The following is a 17,071-nucleotide window of genomic DNA, read 5'->3' as shown; positions in this document are numbered from 1 at the left end:
AATGTCACTCCTTCAGGAAATAGTCTTCTCACCCTTCCCAAAGAACTAACAAATTTACAAAAATATCCAGATAATACAAATAGTACTATTCCGAATGTCTTATTATTGAATTATCAATAATCATTGTTCTACACTGTATTAAATTAATTTCTCCAAAATTAATCACTAATTTTGTGGATTCAAAGGTATAAAAATTAAAACTCGTGGGAGTTTCAAATTTAGACACAAGGACATGTTCAATATCTTGCCTTATGTCTTGATTCTTGGCTCTTGACTCTAATTTTAATTGTATGAAACTAAAAACGCCTGGGTCAGTAATTAAAGCACATGATATAAACCGGTTCCGGTTCAGGGATACACCTTTTGTGAAGTTGATGAACAAGCGTATCTACAATATCCTGATGGTTGCTTCCCGTTATGATATGTTCATTCTGGAGGATGATGGTCGTGTAGATGAACAGATATTTAACGAATATACATCGCTCAATCTTCGATACCCGCCACGGTTCACACAGGTGGCAAGCAGTAAGGAGGCTTTGGCGGAACTGAAGCAGAACCATTATGAGTTGATCATCTGTATGCCTAATATGGATAACAGTGATACATTCGACCTGGCAAAACAGATGAAGGAACGTTATGCCGACATCCCCGTGGTATTGCTTACTCCTTTTTCCAAGGCTGTAACACAATCATTGAGTAAATCTGATTTGAGTGGTATCGATTATGTATTTAGCTGGTTAGGCGATACCGATCTGTTGCTGGCTATCATCAAGATTATTGAAGACCGCATGAATGTGGAGCATGACGTGAAGACCGTGGGGGTACAGACTGTCATGCTGGTAGAGGATTCCGTCCGTTTTTATTCGTCGGCTTTGCCGTTGCTCTATAAGTTTGTGCTTAGTGAATCGAAAGAGTTCTCAAAAGAGGCGCTCAACGATCACCTGCGTATGCTCCGCATGCGCGGACGTCCGAAAATACTCCTTGCCCGTGATTATGAAGAAGCGGTCAATTATTACAAAAAATATGGTGATAATATGCTGGGCGTGATCAGCGATATGAGTTTCAACATGGATGGAGAGAAGAATAAGTTTGCCGGAAAGCGTCTCGGTGAATGGATCAGGAAAAAAGATCGCTCCATCCCTATCATCTATACATCTTCCGAATCGGAGAACCGGAAATATGCAGTTGAAGTGGATGCCGAGTTTATTGATAAAAATTCCAAAACTTTTCCCCAGGATCTTCGTAAGGCGATCAAGGAGAATCTGGGGTTTGGGGATTTTATTATTACCGATCCCAACACCAAAGAGGAGATATTTCGTATTAAAAATCTGAAGGAGTTGCAAATGAACATCCGTAATATCCCCGATGATGCCCTCTATTATCATCTCTCAAGAAATCATTTTTCCAGGTTTTTCTATTCCCGTGCCATGTTCCCCGTGGCGGAGATGCTCAAGAAGATCGATGTTTCGGAGTATGCCAATATGAATGATGCACGTGAGTTGATTTATGCCACTATCGTGCAGTACCGGCGCATGAAAAATACCGGTGTGGTAGCTGTCTTCGAGAAAGACCGGTTCGACCAGTATTCTAATTTCGCCCGTATTGGAGAAGGTTCACTTGGAGGGAAGGGGAGAGGATTGGCTTTCATCGGTTATATGGTGAAAACACACCTGGAGTTGAATAACAATCATGACTTCCCGGTGACTACACCCAAAACCGTGGTACTTTGTACCGATATCTTCGATGAATTTATGGAGGCCAATAATCTCTATCCGGTGGCGCTTTCTGAATTGGAGGATGAGATGATCCTGAAGGAATTCCTTACCGCCAAACTTCCAAAGCGTCTGGTGAGTGATTTTCTGGTCTTCTTTGAAGCAATAGAGGCCCCGATAGCCATTCGTTCTTCAAGTTTGCTGGAAGATTCACAGTATCAGCCATTCGCTGGTATTTATTCCACTTACATGATCCCATTTGTAAATGATAAATATGAGATGGTGCGTCTTCTAAGCAATGCTATCAAAGCCGTGTATGCATCTGTTTTCTATAAGGATAGCAAAGCCTATATGTCTGCCACGCAAAACCTGATTGATCAGGAGAAGATGGCTATTGTGCTGCAGGAGGTGGTCGGTTCACAATATGGTAACATGTTTTATCCCGCCATCTCGGGAGTAGCCCGTTCTATTAATTATTATCCTATCGGGAATGAAAAACCGGAGGATGGTATTGTGAATATGGCATTCGGGTTGGGGAAATACATCGTAGATGGCAATACAGGACTTCGTTTTTCGCCTCTTCATGCATCCAATATTCTACAACTGAGTTCGCTCGACTTGGCGTTGAGTGATACCCAGACCCGCTTTTACGCACTTGACCTTAAGTCGGAGATAAAAGATTTTATGATTGATGATGGTTTTAATCTCTTGAAACTTCGGCTCAAGGAGGCAGAAAAAGAAGGTCCTCTCAGGTATGTGGCTTCCACTTATGATCCACAGGATCAGCTTATCAGGGATGGTTATTATGAAGGAGGACGCAAGATTATCTCTTTTGCTAATATTTTACAGCATGGGATGTTCCCTCTGGCTGAAATACTGGATAGATTGTTGAAGGCAGGACAAAAAGAGATGGGTCGTCCCGTCGAGATAGAATTTGCGGTGGATATAGAGGATCAGCAATTTGCCTCTTTCTATGTATTACAGATCCGTCCCATTGTGGATAACAAGGAGGTGGTACATGAGAATCTCGAAGAGGTAGAGTTGTCCAATACGATCCTTTTCTCGAAAAATGCACTCGGAAATGGTATCTCCAATGATGTATATGATGTGGTCTACGTGAAGACCTCAGCCTTTAACGCATCGAAGAATCCACTGATAGCCAGGGAAATTGAGGCATTGAATAACCATTTCGCGACTACAGCTACCCATTACGTACTGGTTGGACCGGGTCGTTGGGGTTCTTCCGACCCCTGGTTGGGCATTCCGGTGAAATGGCCGCATATCAGTCAGGCACGTGTCATCGTTGAGTCGGGGATGGAGAATTACCGCATAGAGCCGAGCCAGGGAACCCATTTCTTTCAGAATCTCACCTCTTTCGGAGTAGGCTATTTGACAGTCAACCCTTTTGCGGAGAACGACGGATTTTTCGATGAAGAATATCTGAATGCTCAACCAGCAGTATATGAGACGGAATTCATCCGGCAAGTACATTTCGACATGCCGATGGTCATCAAAATAAATGGCAAAAAAAGAGTAGGGGTTGTAATGAAACCGGGAAAATAAATTCTTATTTAATCTTATCTATTGATAATTAATAGTATAGATGTATTGATGGTGTTTTTTCATGATTAATAGATGCTTCAAGTCGAGTTAAACATAGTTAAAAACAGTAATATGTGCAGCGTTTTTACTTTTGTGTCGTCTATGGTTATGTGTACATGAGATCTCAACCACACTAATTACACTATTTTTTAACTATAAAAAAAGAGTTATTATTATGAAAAGAATTTCCATTTATTTATTTGGCCTGATATTGTCGGGCGCATTGTTCGTTGCATGTGAAAAAGAAGGAGATGATCCAAAATTGACTTTGGACAAGAATAGCGTTGAAGTAATTGTAGGTGAGGAGACGGTTGTAAAAGTGAGCGGAGGAGAGACTCCCTATAAGGCAACTCCTGCCGATGATAAGGTTGAAGCTAAGGTGGATGGTGCTAATATAACCGTCAAAGGGTTGAAAGTGGGTAATACTACAGTGAAAGTGACTGATAAGAATGGTTTGGAAACCTCTTTAGCTGTTAAAGTCAAAGAGGATCCTTATGCAGGAGATAAAGCCGACGCCACGGTACGTGTCAAATGGAATAATTTCGAGAAAGTTCTTGGTGAGGATGCCGGAAGTTATACACTGACTAAAGCCGAAAATAAAACCGTTACTTTTTCATGGACGAATGAAGATGAGTCGTTAGTGCTTACTTTCAAAGATACAGCGGATCAGATTGGCGATGAGCAGGAAACAGCTTCCTTACAATCAACAGGTCCGGTAACTCCGGTGGGAGAATTGATCATCACTGCGGGTGAGGACGAAGATAAATATGACGTAACTGTATTGAAGCTTTTACAGGCTAAGTCTACTGATGATGAAGAAGGAACCCCGGTTACTTACTGGGTGAGCTTCACTGCCGATGGAAAAGAAGGGATTTTCGTGTCTCCTTTGACGCCAGAGGCAGAAGAGTAATTAAACACTATATTGCTTTACCGGTATCTTCTTTATATCTCTCAAAAGAAGGTACCGGTTTTTTATTTACCGATCTCATTATCCTTTTATTATTCCCTTTTTAATCAAAACAAAAACTTTCTGAATTTGTTAAAAAGATAGTTCAATTACATTAAACTATTTCTGTTTTTACCTATCGAATATTTTTATAAACAACAGCACTATGAACAAGATTTCCCTAATACTGCTCCTTATGATTTTTTCCTCAGGAGTTTTTTCCCAAAATAACCGATCGATGAATAAGAATGATTATACCAGCGAATGGGCGAAAGTGGCCGATTTTGAAGAAAAATCACTGCCGCAGTCGGCTTTAGATGCCGTAAATGCTATTTTACAAAAGGCCGTGAAAGATAAAAACGGACCACAGGTTATCAAGGCTTTGATCCATCAGGGAAAATATGACCTTACACGGGATGCGCAAAACGATACCCTTATTTTCCGGAACCTGAATGATATGTTGGAAAAAAGCCGTGACGTGGTGGAACAATCGGTGTTACATTCCATGCTGGCTGAATTATACCTGCAATATTACCAGAAAGACCGTTGGAATATCGATCAACGTACCGATTTAGGAGATTTCGTGCCGGCTGATATGAAGGAGTGGACACGAAATATATTCTTTCAAAAGGCTGTAGAACATCTGAACGCTTCCATTACGGCCCAAAAGGAACTGGAAAAGGTGAACGTGGAGTCGTATGCGGCAGTGGTAGAACTGGGCAAGGATTCGAGACGTTTTAATCCCACCATGTGCGATTTTCTGATGAGGCGTACGATAGGACAATCCTTGCAAATGCGGCAGGAAGAAGATTTGGGTCGTCTACTGGCCAAAAAGAATATTCTACAGAAATCCTTATTTGCACCGGCGGATGAGTTTGTGAAACTGTCGTTCGATCCCCAACCGTCAGAAGAAGGGTTGTGGGTACTGGAATATTATCGGAAGCATATGGCATCGTTGCTTGACAGGGGGCTACACCAGTCCGTACTGTTGACAGAACTTGAAAAACTTGATTACCTATCAAGATTGCATAATGCTTATCAGGCTCATGCTTTACCCTCGCTGGAAAAGATGCTAAAGAAATGGGAAGCTGACCCGTTTAGCGTCGAGATTATCGATAAACTGTGCGATTTCTATCTCCAAGAGAAGAATGTGGGTCAAGTAGAAGATACCGTATATGAAAAAGAAAAGAGTCGCAAGATATATGAGCTGTTAAAAAAAACAATTGCTGCCTTCCCGAAATATGAACGCATCTCGATATTGGAAAACAGGTTATCACAGCTGACACAGCCCTCTTTTACCATCTCCGGGGCAAGTACATTCCCAAAAGAGGGAAAGATGGAGTTGAAAGTCAATTTCAAGAATATCCGGTCACTTAAGGCAAGACTCTATCGTATCAATTCTCCTGTGGAACTGCAGGAAGAGACATCGAAAGTGAGGGGGCAGATCATAGAAAAGACTGTATTTGTCAAGGAGATTCCTATCTCTCTACCCGATACACCTGCATATTGGTACGGGGAGGCATCTTTCACGATCGACCCTGTTGATTTCGGTGTTTATGTACTGAATTTCAGTGCTACACCTGAAATGGATAAAAACAGAGGAATCGATTATTACTTTTCTGTATCTGATATGGCTGTTTTTTCCCGTGGATCATCCGAAAAACGATATGACTTCTTCGTGGTGAACAGAATTACCGGTACACCGGTACCCAACGCGAAAGTAAATATTTACAAACTGCCGGGCAACTGGAACAACTCCCGGCTTACACTGGATCAGTCGATTACTACCAATGACCTGGGTTTGGCGGTCTATGATAAGAAAATACCGAATAATGATGTCTTTTATCATGTTGTTTCGGGGGATGACAATGGTTATATGTTGAATGACCTGCCATCGGCCTACTATAATTACTCCGATAGAAATAGCGAGCCAAGGGAAATGACAAATATCTTTATCGATCGGAGCCTATACCGTCCCGGACAGACTGTCTATTTTAAGGCGATACAGATTCGTGGAGGTGCCGGAGAACAATCCGTTATCGCCGGTAAACCCATTGAATTGGTATTGAGGGATGCCAATCACCGGGAGATATCGAAACAAACGATAACCACAAATGAATATGGTTCCATTGCTGGCGAATTTGTCTTGCCGCAAGGGGCTTTGCCGGGATATTTTACGATTGGAGCAGACCAGGGCAACGTGAGTTTCAAAGTGGAAGAATATAAACGTCCCACCTTTGAAGTGATCTTCGACAAGATAGAAAAAACGTATAAGTTTGGAGAAGAGGTCTCCCTCAAGGGGAAAACAGTGAGTTTTTCAGGAATCAACTTGCAACAGGCCACGGTAGAGTATCGTATTACCCGCAGGCAGGCATGGTGGCGATTTTGGGGCGGATCAGCCGATCATTATGATGACGGCAGTGTAACTACCGGCGAAGATGGTACTTTCGAGATACGATTTACGCCCGAGAAACCGGAAAATCAACGCTTTGACAGAGCGGCATATTCGTTTGCCGTGGAGGCTACAGTGACCGATATCAACGGCGAAACACAGACTGCTTCTTATTCCGTGGCTGTGGGCGATATATCCATGGTATTGTCATTGGAGATGCCCGGACAATGGGTAAAAGAGAACGATCAGAAGATCGTGATCTCTGCCAAAAACCTGGATGGGAACGATATCGCTGCCAGCGGAACCTATCAGATCTTCTCCCTGCTCGAAAATGATTCCATATCTCAGCAGGTGGCGGAGGGTGAGTTCAGGACAGGAGAACAACCTGAATTGAAGAAACAACTGCCCGGCTTGCCTTCGGGTAAATACCGGGTGAAGCTACAGTCGAAAGATGATAAAGGGAATGCGGTTGAAACTGAAAATGATTTTGTGCTCTTTTCATATGCAGATAAGCGTCCACCCATAAAGACCAACGAATGGCTAGTCCGGAAAAACAGCCGGTTCTCTCCGGAGAAAAATGCGGAAGTGATTCTGGGAGTATCAGAAGATGTACATGTGCTGTATGAATTATGGCAGGGAAATAAGCTGCTGGAACGAAAATGGATCAGGATGGAAAATGAGAATCGCCTCTTTTCGTTCCCATATAAGACGGAATATAAGGATGGAATCACCCTGATGCTTACCTATGTAAAAGGGGGGAAATTCTATGCACACAGCGTGGATCTCGTACCGGAAGAAGAGAAGAAAGAGTTGAAAGTGAAACTCGATGTGTTCCGTGACAAGATCCGCCCCGGTACGGAAGAGGAATGGCGGATCACGGTGGCAGATGAGAATGGAGATCCCGCACCGGCGGAAGTGTTGACGTCGATGTATGATTTTTCACTCGACAATATTTATCCTTCAGGAACGTGGAATCTCTATCGCTTTTCGAAGCCACATTATTTTTCGAGAATGGGATTGGCAACTGACCAGTCGTTTTACGAGTCAGCCGCAACTGGTAACATATCAATGCCGTGGAAGAACGTCAATTCTTTTAATTTCGACAGTTTTAACTGGTATGGCTATTCATTATTCTATTCAGGCAGGCAGATGTTGAGAAATGCAAAGGCACAAACAACGTTGCATTTTGTCCCTCCAGTGATAACTAAAGATGAAAGTGTTGATATCGCTGAACTGAGTAATAATATGGTTATCTCTGTGGCAGATGTGGTAGGAATTGATGATGCCGGAGTTGATATCGCGGCTCAATCCGTTCCATCATCCATTGCTGAGCAGTCCAAAGAGGAGGAAGGGGCACCCCAGGTACGGTCCAATTTCAACGAGACCGCCTTCTTCTTCCCCCATCTCAGGACTAATGACAAGGGAGAAACCCTGATCGTCTTTACTGTGCCGGAGAGCAATACTAAATGGCGTTTCCGCGTGTTGGCACACGATAGGCAATTAAATAGCGGAAAGGCAGAAGCCTTTACCGTGTCACAAAAAGAACTGATGGTGACACCCAATATGCCGCGATTCCTGCGGCACGGCGACAAGGCTGCTATCTCTACCAAGATATCCAATCTTTCAGATGGTGAGATCAATGGCTCTGTAAAACTGGAATTTTTTAATCCTCTTACCGAAGAGACTATCTCTACTATATCATTGGATAACCAGGAACAGCCGTTTTCGTTGGGACAAGGTGCTTCTTCCGATGTATGGTGGGGATTCGATGTGCCGACGGACATCGATATTCTCGGTGTGCGTATCGTAGCCGGCAGCGAACAATTCAGCGATGGTGAGCAACATGCGTTGGCGGTGCTCCCTAACCGGATGATGGTGACCGAAAGTATGCGGATGGACCTGAGTGGAGGAGAGACAAAAGAATTCACCATGGAGAGGCTCGTCAACAAATCATCCCGTACCATACAGGATTACCGCCTGACGCTCGAGTTTACTTCCAATCCGGCATGGTATGCCGTACAGGCATTGCCGGCACTGGGTGAGCCGGATAGCGACAATGCCGTTTCCTGGTTTGCCTCTTACTACGCCAATTCGCTTGGAGCATATATCGGCGAGGCATTTCCGAAAGTGAAAGCGATGGTGGAGGCCTGGAAAAAACAGGGAGGTACCAAAGAGACTTTACTTTCCAATCTGGAAAAGAACCAGGAGTTAAAGAGCGTTCTGTTGGAAGAGACCCCGTGGGTGCTGGAAGCCCAAAACGAAAAGGAACAGAAAGAGCGGCTGTCGTTACTATTCGACCTGAACCGGGGCCGTCATCTTACCTCCGCAGCGATGAACAAGTTGAAGGAACTGCAAACCAACCAGGGCGGATGGAGCTGGTTCAAGGGCTTTTATCCGAGCGTAGGAATCACTCAGTATATCCTTTATGGATTTCAACAACTGGAACAACTGGGTGCTAAAGTAACCCCCGATGAGGCGGTTGCGATGCAGAACAAGGCGCTCTCCTTTATCGATACTGAGGCTCAACGCCGTTTCGAAGAGATGAAAAAGTATAATAAGGAGTGGAGAAATATCAAAACGATTTCGGTTACCGACCTCGAATATCTCTATATCCGTTTGGGTTATACCGAACATCCGATGGCGAAGGAAACCAGGGAGATGACCGACTTCTATCTCTCGGTGATTGAAAAGAACTGGACACAATTTGGGTTGTATGAGCGTTCCCTGATTTCGGTGTTGATGAGCCGTCAAGAAAAGACGGGGGTGGTGGATGCCATCTTGAAATCCTACCGTGAACATGCCACCCATTCGGAAGAGATGGGTATGTATTGGGCAAATAACCGTGCCCACGTATTTATGTCGCAATCGGCCGTTTCGGTACATACCTTTATCATGGATGCCTTCCGTGTAGGCGGAGCCAAGGCGGATGAAATGGATCAGATGAAACGATGGTTGTTGAAACAGAAGCAGACCCAGATGTGGGAAACCACCCATGCTACGGCAGATGCCGTATATGCGTTGTTGAGTACCGGAAGCGACTGGTTTACCACGGAAGGCAAGGCCACTATCACAGTAGGTAAGATAAAAGTGAAGCCGGAGAGCCAGGAATTGGGGAGTGGCTATTTCAAGGAGTCTTGGAGCCGTAAAGAGATAAAGCCCGAGATGGGTAAGGTAAGGGTGTCCCATCAAGGGAACACTCCCGCCTGGGGCGCACTCTACTGGCAATATTTTGAAGACATGGACAAGATCAAAAAAACAGATGGTTCTCTTGATATAGAGAAGCAACTTTTCGTAGAGCAGACCACCGCTTCCGGAAAACAGTTGGTACGTATTACCGAAGATAATCCGCTAAAGGTAGGGGATAAAGTGGTGGTGCGTTTGACGGTACGGAGCGACCGCGATCTGGAATTTGTTCATCTGAAAGATATGCGTGCAGCTTCTTTCGAGCCTGTTAACCAGTTATCGGGGATGGGATGGCAGAATGGTATCCCTTATTATCAGACTTCGAAAGATACCTCTACCAGTTTCTATTTCGATAATCTGCCAAGGGGTACTTATCTTTTTGAATATGAGGTATATGCGAACCGTCCGGGTAGTTATTCCAATGGTGTTACTACTATTCAGAGCATGTATGCTCCCGAATTTACTTCGCATACTGCTGGAATGAGAATTATTGTTAAATAATAAACAAGCTTTAAACTGATTTGTTACTTTTGTGTCTCTAGAGATTGAAAATACTGAAGTTCACAGAATAGATGGTGAATGAAATCGATAGTATTGAATAGAGAAGGTTTCATGCATCAAAACAAAATAAAATGATCATATGATGAAGAAGTTGAGTTTAATCGTATTGCTTACCGTTTTAGTTAGTGGTATTGCTTTCGCACAGCAAAAGCCGGAAATGGAGTTTAAAAAGACAGAACATAATTTCGGCACAATAAAAGAAGAGATAGGTTCTGTATCTACACAGTTTGAATTTACCAATACCGGTAAAAGCCCGCTGATCATACAACGGGTATCGGCATCTTGTGGATGTACTACTCCCACTTACACAAAAGAACCAATTTTACCAGGTAAAAAAGGAACTGTTTCTGCTACTTATTCTACCGTCCGTCGTCCCGGCACATTCAGTAAGAATATTACAGTATACACCAATGTACCTGATACTGTATATGTGCTCACTATCAAAGGGACTGTGACACCGAAGCAAGAATAATTGGCTGTTTCAGGTTGATAATACAGGCCGAATGAGCTATCTTTGTAGAAGTTCATTCGGTTTTTTAATTTGTTGATAAATATAATGGAACATCCCGAAAACGATCCAAAATATAAAGGACTTATTGTCAATAAAGGTGTCTCCCGACCGCCCAGTGTAAATCCTTACCTGCAGAAAAGGACAAAAGAGCATGAGCGTTCAGTGGCGGAATATGCTGAAGGTATTTTGTCCGGTAACAGGGTCGTACTTAGTCAGGCTGTTACCTTGGTCGAGAGTTCGCGTGCTGATCATCAGGAGAAGGCCCAAGCCATCATTGAACAATGTCTTCCCCATGCAGGAAAATCCATTCGGGTGGGTATTACCGGTGTTCCCGGCGCAGGGAAAAGTACCTCTATCGATGCATTCGGTATGCATCTTTTACAACAGGGACATAAACTGGCTGTCCTGGCTATTGATCCCTCGAGTGAGCGCTCGAAAGGGAGTATCCTGGGGGATAAAACGCGAATGGAAAAACTCTCATTAGAACAGAATGCTTTTATTCGTCCTTCACCATCGGCTGGATCATTAGGTGGAGTGGCACGTAAGACTCGCGAGACCATCGTCCTGTGTGAAGCAGCCGGCTTCGATTATGTGTTTGTTGAAACCGTCGGGGTGGGGCAGTCCGAGACGGCTGTACATTCGATGGTCGATTTCTTCCTGCTGATCCAGCTTGCCGGTACCGGTGACGAGTTACAGGGTATCAAGCGGGGTATTATGGAGATGGCTGATGGTATTATAATTAACAAGGCCGATGGGGACAACATCGAAAAAGCGAAAATGGCCCAGCGTCATTTCAGCAATGCATTGCACCTGTTCCCTCTCCCGGATTCGGGATGGATACCTAAAGTGTTGACTTATTCCGGATACTATAACCTCGGCATTGCAGAGGTTTGGGAGATGGTGCACAAGTACATCGATTTTGTGAAGGCAAACGGTTATTTCGATAGGAAGCGAAATGAGCAGGCAAAATATTGGATGTATGAAACTATCAATGAACAGTTGCGTAATAGTTTCTACCGGAATCCCGAAATTGCCGCACTCCTGGAAAAACTGGAAGGTGATGTCCTTAGTAACCGGAAAAGTTCTTTTATCGCAGCCCGGGAAGCGCTCGATCTCTTTTATTCAAAAAAACTTTTTTAAATACCATATTTTTTAGAATATCCTCTCTGGATAAAAATGCAGAGCGGAGTTGTTTTTTGGATAGCAGTTCCAACTGATTTCCCGCGAACTTGTTTCCCGGTTGCGATGCATTACCATAACTTAGTAAAATCTCTGCTCTTACGGTCTCTCCAAACTCAATGACTGCTACAAACGTATCACCATGATAGGCGTAGTTTTTATGGTAGGTTGTATTTCTCAGATCTTTTTCTTGATCCTCACTATTCCCGGTTTCCCTGTTTTCCCCATGTGGTGAAAAATAGACGGTTCTGAATACTCCGTGATCGTGATGGCTCCCGTTGCCCGGGAACTCAATATCGTTTATCCTGAAGCGGTTTACGTCGCCCCATGCCACATCTATTGAACCATACTCCTCAACCACCTCACGGGCGGTTTCCGACAGAAGAGCCACGGCTTTCTCCGGGTTATTCAATCCATCCGGAGTAGACAACGGACTCTCAACACTCCAGGGAATGGCAAATATATCATTCTCCAGTTTATCAAACCACCTGCCAAAAAGAACAGCACCTTTACTATCGGCGTTAGTCTCTCCATCCCACTTTTGTAAAACCAGACCAGCTGCCATCGCCAATGAATCAGGAAACAGCTCGACAGCAGCAAGCAGATCATCCAGAAACCGGTCGGCTACCTCCATGCCGGTGTTCAGCTTATAATCCACCAGCTCCTCAAAACTGATGGAATCATCATCCTTAATCAGGTTTATTGCACGTTGTGCCCTGAATGAAGTGGGTCTCTCCTCAGGTTTAGGTGACATGTATGGCGCAAAATCATCAGGATTTAATAAGACAGGGTAGGTAGATGTCCAGGGTGCGTCGTTGGCATTCTGCACAAATCCGGTTTCAGGATTAACCAATTTAGGCAGGTCATCCAAATTGTGGTAGCTGTTCCAGATTAAATCCGACCTGCTTCCATCAACCTTTCCATTCCAGAACGACCAGTCGCCTTCCTTTCTCACAGGAATATTCCCGTTAAAAAGATAGATGATATTTCCCTCCTTGTCGGCATAAACCAGGTTAAACATCGGAATCTGCATCATCCGCAACGCTTCTTCAAACTCATCCATATTCCCGGCTTTGCCCATCCGGTGATACTGTGCGTAATAGGAATCCTTTTCAAGTCCGGCAATCCTTACTGCATAAGCCTTATCGTCCGTCTCACCTATAACCGGCCCATGCTGCGAATATTTCAGCCTGATATCCTTTTCCTGTGTGGTGCCATCCTTTTGCAAAACCTTTATGCTGATGCTCTTCTCCTCAAACGGTTTAGTCTTCCCGTCGAGCAGATATCCGCCATCCTGCAGCGTCAATTCATACCTGTCGGAGGCATCGATGGTATTGACCGTATGTGTCCACCCCAGCTGTTCGTTGAATGCGATATTCAATACCGGCATCCCCACAAGGGTAACCCCGTACACGTTGAAGCCGGGAGCATTGAGGTGCGCCTCAAAAAAGAGGTAGAAATCTGACCATGGCAGATGTGGATTCGCAACAAGCATCGCGTTTCCCGATGCGGATTTTGAGGGAGCTATCGCGTATGAGTTGGAACCCGGTATAATTTTATTCCTGCTTTCTTTTATTTCATAGACAGCACTTCTGATATCATTTCCTCCTAAAAACTCAAGATTCATCACCCTTTTACCATGAGACAGCACATCTACAGCCGAAACCGGCAGTACTACTTTTACCCGCTCATCTATTTTGTCCGGATGAGCCTTCGCATAATCGTTTAATCCCTTTACAAATGCATCAAGAAGCTGTTTGTCGGTATCTGTAGTTCTATCGTACTGTGCTGCTGAAGAGTCAGGCAGGTTGAACAGATGCATCATTTGGTCCGATTCCAGGTACTCCTCACCGAAATATTCAGCCGCCCTTCCACGCGCTTCAGCATATAATTTCAGTATCAGGTTGGCATGATGCTGCATCTGGACCCATCCGAAAGCATAATACATATCTGCCTCATTGCCGGCATAGACATGCGGCACCCCCCATTTGTCCCAAATGACCTCCGTCCTGTTTTGGGGTTCCTTTTCACCGCAGGAAAAGAGCAGTACGACAAGGAGGACAGGTATAAAAATTGTTCCTTTCATAAACGTATATGTTAGTTTGAATAACAATCTATATGTGATATTAGTTTGCTGTGTAATTGTTAACTGACGATTGAATAGAGGATGAATTTTCAGTACGATATCTAATCGATTCATCAGGTTTTAGAGAGAGATTTAAGGTGAAACTCTTATACACTTGACAGGGAGGTTCGAAAACGAAAGTAGGAAGGAAACTATTTCGTTTTCTTCCTACTCGATTGTATTATTTGCCGTTTTTTATTTTTATGAAAGCTTTTTTCTATAGCTTCATTTATGTCCCCTGATCTCCGGATTTTTTCCTGAATATTTCTTACTTATAATTTTATTGAAATACCTAATTCAAGAGCTGAAATACCATAACCTATCTCAGCAAAAGCAGCTAATTTATCTGAGAAATGATAGCGTGCGCCGATGAATGCAGAGTATCCCAAGCCACTGACTCCCGTTGGTCCCGATGTATGGCTGCCCGGATCATCGCCGAAAAACTTGCTGTTGACTACGTTGTATCCCAACATCAATCCGGTGTAGGTATCTAACTTATCAACGAATTGATAGTGGAAAGTGCCGCGTGCACCGATTATAAGGTAGCTGTATTTATATCCATACGTAGAATTTGAGATAGATGTTTCCCATTTATTGGCTGTGTATGCCATATAACCTCCTACACCGACAGAGGCTTTGCCATCCAACAGTCCGTCGATGATACCTTGCTCGTAGGATACCGAAAGAGGAGGAATGCTGCTTGTATATCCGCTACCCCCATAGTAGCTCCCTATACCAATACCCACATTCACAATTCTGTCTCCTTTAGAAAACGGATTTTTCGCATGAATACCCGTTAATGCTCCGCACGTAGTAAATACCACGATAAATGCAAAAAGTTTTTTTGTCATAAAATAAATAGTTTGATGTTATTGCCTACTCATAGAGCTTTTCGGCTACCGCTGTTATTCATTAACCCCCGTTTGATACAGATCAGAGAGGTTTCAATAATTTCTTTTTTTAGTTTTATGGATATAGTTGCGAGAAACAAAGGTAAATAAATCCAAAAGCTGCTTACAGAACGGTATTTGCATTGCATAAAAATAAATTTACTCTCGATAAAAGAAACAAAAACGTTTTTTTGAGGAATGTTTGCATTCGGTAAAATTATGATATGTCAACTTCGGTTGAGATTATCGTGGCATAAACATCAATGTTTGATCCAAAACCGTTCCGGATGAGTTTATTTGTTTGCTCTGGGTAAAAATGATTTGCTGTAGGTAAAAAGATGTCTCTTTTTGATTGTATTTTTTTTACTATACCAGACATACCTTTAACCGAAATATTATCTTTGCATTTCCTAACAAACTGAACTATGCCTCATAAATTTTTGATGAAAAACAACCTGCTGAAATCCTTGTCCCGGTACAAACGGGCCATTATATACACGGTTATTTTATTCCTCGTTGCTGTCGGCCATTATTTCTTTATGCAGATGTCTTTAGAGTCATTTAGATATATCCGCCAGTCTGTGATATCGATGCTGTGCTTTCTGTGCTTAGGTGGAGCGTATATGCTGATGTTACGGAAAAAGGGAGGGAGGGCAGACGCACTATTTGTTTTTTTGATGTTTATGGTCGGTTTGACCAATTTACTCTCCCTTATTAAGGGATTGACAACGGGCTATGCCGGTGTGGTGGAATATAAATTTATGTCGTTCTCCATGCTGATCTATGGCAGCGTCTATGCTTATATATTCCTGTTATATCCCCTCGAAGCTTTTCGTCCCGGATGGTTGACGCTGAAGCGGGCAATATTCCTTTTCTTACCTACCGTTGCTATTTTGGTAATATATCTGTTTAAGATAAAAATATTAAATGTGGCAGTACCTGTGATTGATAACTGGACATCCTTGATCCATGAATTCTGGAACATGAATGTCTGGCTCCGTTTACTTATCCTGGTTTATCCGGTTTTCGGGCTTGTGATAATGCTCCGTTACCGGAACAACTACATGGAATGGTGTGAAAATAATTTTGCTTCTATGGAAAACATAGATATCAAATGGCTGGAAGATTATATTTTCGGTAATTTAGTGATTACACTATCATGCGAGGTAGTCGTCTTTAGTGATAATGTCCGTAGTGTCCTTATGCACAACATCATTTTTCTCTTCTTTTTTCTGTATGGTTTTTATCGTGTTTTATTTCACAAGAATCCTTATCCTGAAGGGTATTTCAAAGCGGGTATGAACGAGACAAATGCCCAAATCAGGGAGGCTCTGGGGACTGACAACAGATATCAGGGTAGGGATGGAGAGATGGGTATTGTTTTTATGCCGGAAAATGATTCAAATAATAAGTCCCTTTTTGCCGATAAATTGCCTGGCTACAGGGATAAACTGGAACAATGGATGCGGACAGAGAAACCACATTTACGTAAAGACTTTAAGTTGACTGATGCGATGGAAATACTGCCGCTGAATCGCAGTTATCTCTCCCGTTTGTTCAATGAAGGGTATGGCGAGAGTTTTTATCATTTTGTAATGCGTTACCGTATTGCAGAAAGTAAGCATTTGCTGCTGTCACGTCCCGATTTGACGATCACCAGTATTGCCGATTTATCAGGATTTAGTTCGTTATCAGTGTTTAGCAGAGCGTTCGCGCAAGAAATAAATTGTAGTCCTATGCAATGGCGTGAAAGAGAAATGTCAGTAAAAAACCCAACTATCTAATAAATAAATAGTTGGGGTAATTTTTTTATTTAGCGAAACTGCCAGGATATAAAAAATTCAGTCCAATGAATGAGATATGAATTTTTCTACTTAATTTTGTGTCATTGTCATGACGGCGCACTCTTCTAACGGTTAGGAAAATTGTTTCTCAGGCAATGAATAGCGGTTCGATTCCGCTGTGCGCTA

General features: G+C 43.1%; 8 protein-coding genes. 6 read left to right on the top strand and 2 right to left on the bottom strand.

The annotated features are described in order from the left end of the window. Window positions 1–290: 290 nt before the first annotated feature. From VB073_RS13150 to meaB, 5 genes are all read left to right on the top strand, one after another. Entirely contained in the window at window positions 291–3,275 is a 2,985-nt protein-coding gene (locus VB073_RS13150; protein ID WP_323404647.1) for a PEP/pyruvate-binding domain-containing protein, read from the top strand. Between the two features lie 214 nt (window positions 3,276–3,489). Next, window positions 3,490–4,224, top strand: coding sequence for a hypothetical protein (locus tag VB073_RS13145; protein WP_323404646.1), 735 nt, complete (start codon window positions 3,490–3,492; stop codon window positions 4,222–4,224). A 274-nt stretch (window positions 4,225–4,498) separates the two neighbouring features. After that, on the top strand, window positions 4,499–10,336 hold the full coding sequence (locus VB073_RS13140) for an alpha-2-macroglobulin family protein (protein ID WP_323404645.1): 5,838 nt from the start codon (window positions 4,499–4,501) through the stop codon (window positions 10,334–10,336). 139 nt (window positions 10,337–10,475) lie between these two features. Then, window positions 10,476–10,868: a DUF1573 domain-containing protein gene (locus VB073_RS13135; RefSeq protein ID WP_323404644.1), complete on the top strand. Its 393-nt coding sequence runs from the start codon at window positions 10,476–10,478 to the stop codon at window positions 10,866–10,868. An 84-nt stretch (window positions 10,869–10,952) separates the two neighbouring features. Further along, the gene (gene meaB, locus VB073_RS13130) at window positions 10,953–12,047 is read left to right on the top strand and encodes a methylmalonyl Co-A mutase-associated GTPase MeaB (protein ID WP_323404643.1); all 1,095 of its coding nucleotides are present in this window, start codon (window positions 10,953–10,955) and stop codon (window positions 12,045–12,047) included. Here meaB and VB073_RS13125 read toward each other — a convergent pair. Together VB073_RS13125 and VB073_RS13120 are read right to left on the bottom strand one after the other, a co-directional pair. Further along, window positions 11,995–14,172, bottom strand: a complete 2,178-nt coding sequence (locus tag VB073_RS13125; protein WP_323404642.1) for an acylase — start codon at window positions 14,170–14,172, stop codon at window positions 11,995–11,997. The two genes, meaB and VB073_RS13125, sit on opposite strands and share 53 nt — an antisense overlap. Before the next feature lie 311 nt (window positions 14,173–14,483). Continuing rightward, window positions 14,484–15,062 carry a hypothetical protein gene (locus VB073_RS13120; RefSeq protein ID WP_323404641.1) on the bottom strand — a complete coding sequence of 193 codons (579 nt, stop codon included), beginning with the start codon at window positions 15,060–15,062 and terminating at the stop codon, window positions 14,484–14,486. A 464-nt stretch (window positions 15,063–15,526) separates the two neighbouring features. Here VB073_RS13120 and VB073_RS13115 point away from each other — a divergent pair, with 464 nt between their 5' ends. Continuing rightward, window positions 15,527–16,885 carry a helix-turn-helix domain-containing protein gene (locus VB073_RS13115; protein WP_323404640.1) on the top strand — a complete coding sequence of 453 codons (1,359 nt, stop codon included), beginning with the start codon at window positions 15,527–15,529 and terminating at the stop codon, window positions 16,883–16,885. Window positions 16,886–17,071 lie beyond the last annotated feature (186 nt).

The sequence above is a fragment of the Proteiniphilum sp. genome (assembly GCF_034927365.1).
Lineage (GTDB): Bacteria > Bacteroidota > Bacteroidia > Bacteroidales > Dysgonomonadaceae > Proteiniphilum.
The sequence above is the reverse complement of the archived record's forward strand: the minus strand, read 5'-3'. Positions and strand labels throughout refer to the sequence as shown.

Coding starts and splice junctions, on each gene's coding strand:
- VB073_RS13135 (WP_323404644.1), top strand. CDS start 10,476: ATGATGAAGAAGTTGAGTTTAATCGTATTGCTTACCGTTTTAGTTAGT.
- meaB (WP_323404643.1), top strand. CDS start 10,953: ATGGAACATCCCGAAAACGATCCAAAATATAAAGGACTTATTGTCAAT.
- VB073_RS13115 (WP_323404640.1), top strand. CDS start 15,527: ATGCCTCATAAATTTTTGATGAAAAACAACCTGCTGAAATCCTTGTCC.
- VB073_RS13140 (WP_323404645.1), top strand. CDS start 4,499: ATGAATAAGAATGATTATACCAGCGAATGGGCGAAAGTGGCCGATTTT.
- VB073_RS13150 (WP_323404647.1), top strand. CDS start 291: ATGAAACTAAAAACGCCTGGGTCAGTAATTAAAGCACATGATATAAAC.
- VB073_RS13145 (WP_323404646.1), top strand. CDS start 3,490: ATGAAAAGAATTTCCATTTATTTATTTGGCCTGATATTGTCGGGCGCA.
- VB073_RS13120 (WP_323404641.1), bottom strand. CDS start 15,062: ATGACAAAAAAACTTTTTGCATTTATCGTGGTATTTACTACGTGCGGA.
- VB073_RS13125 (WP_323404642.1), bottom strand. CDS start 14,172: ATGAAAGGAACAATTTTTATACCTGTCCTCCTTGTCGTACTGCTCTTT.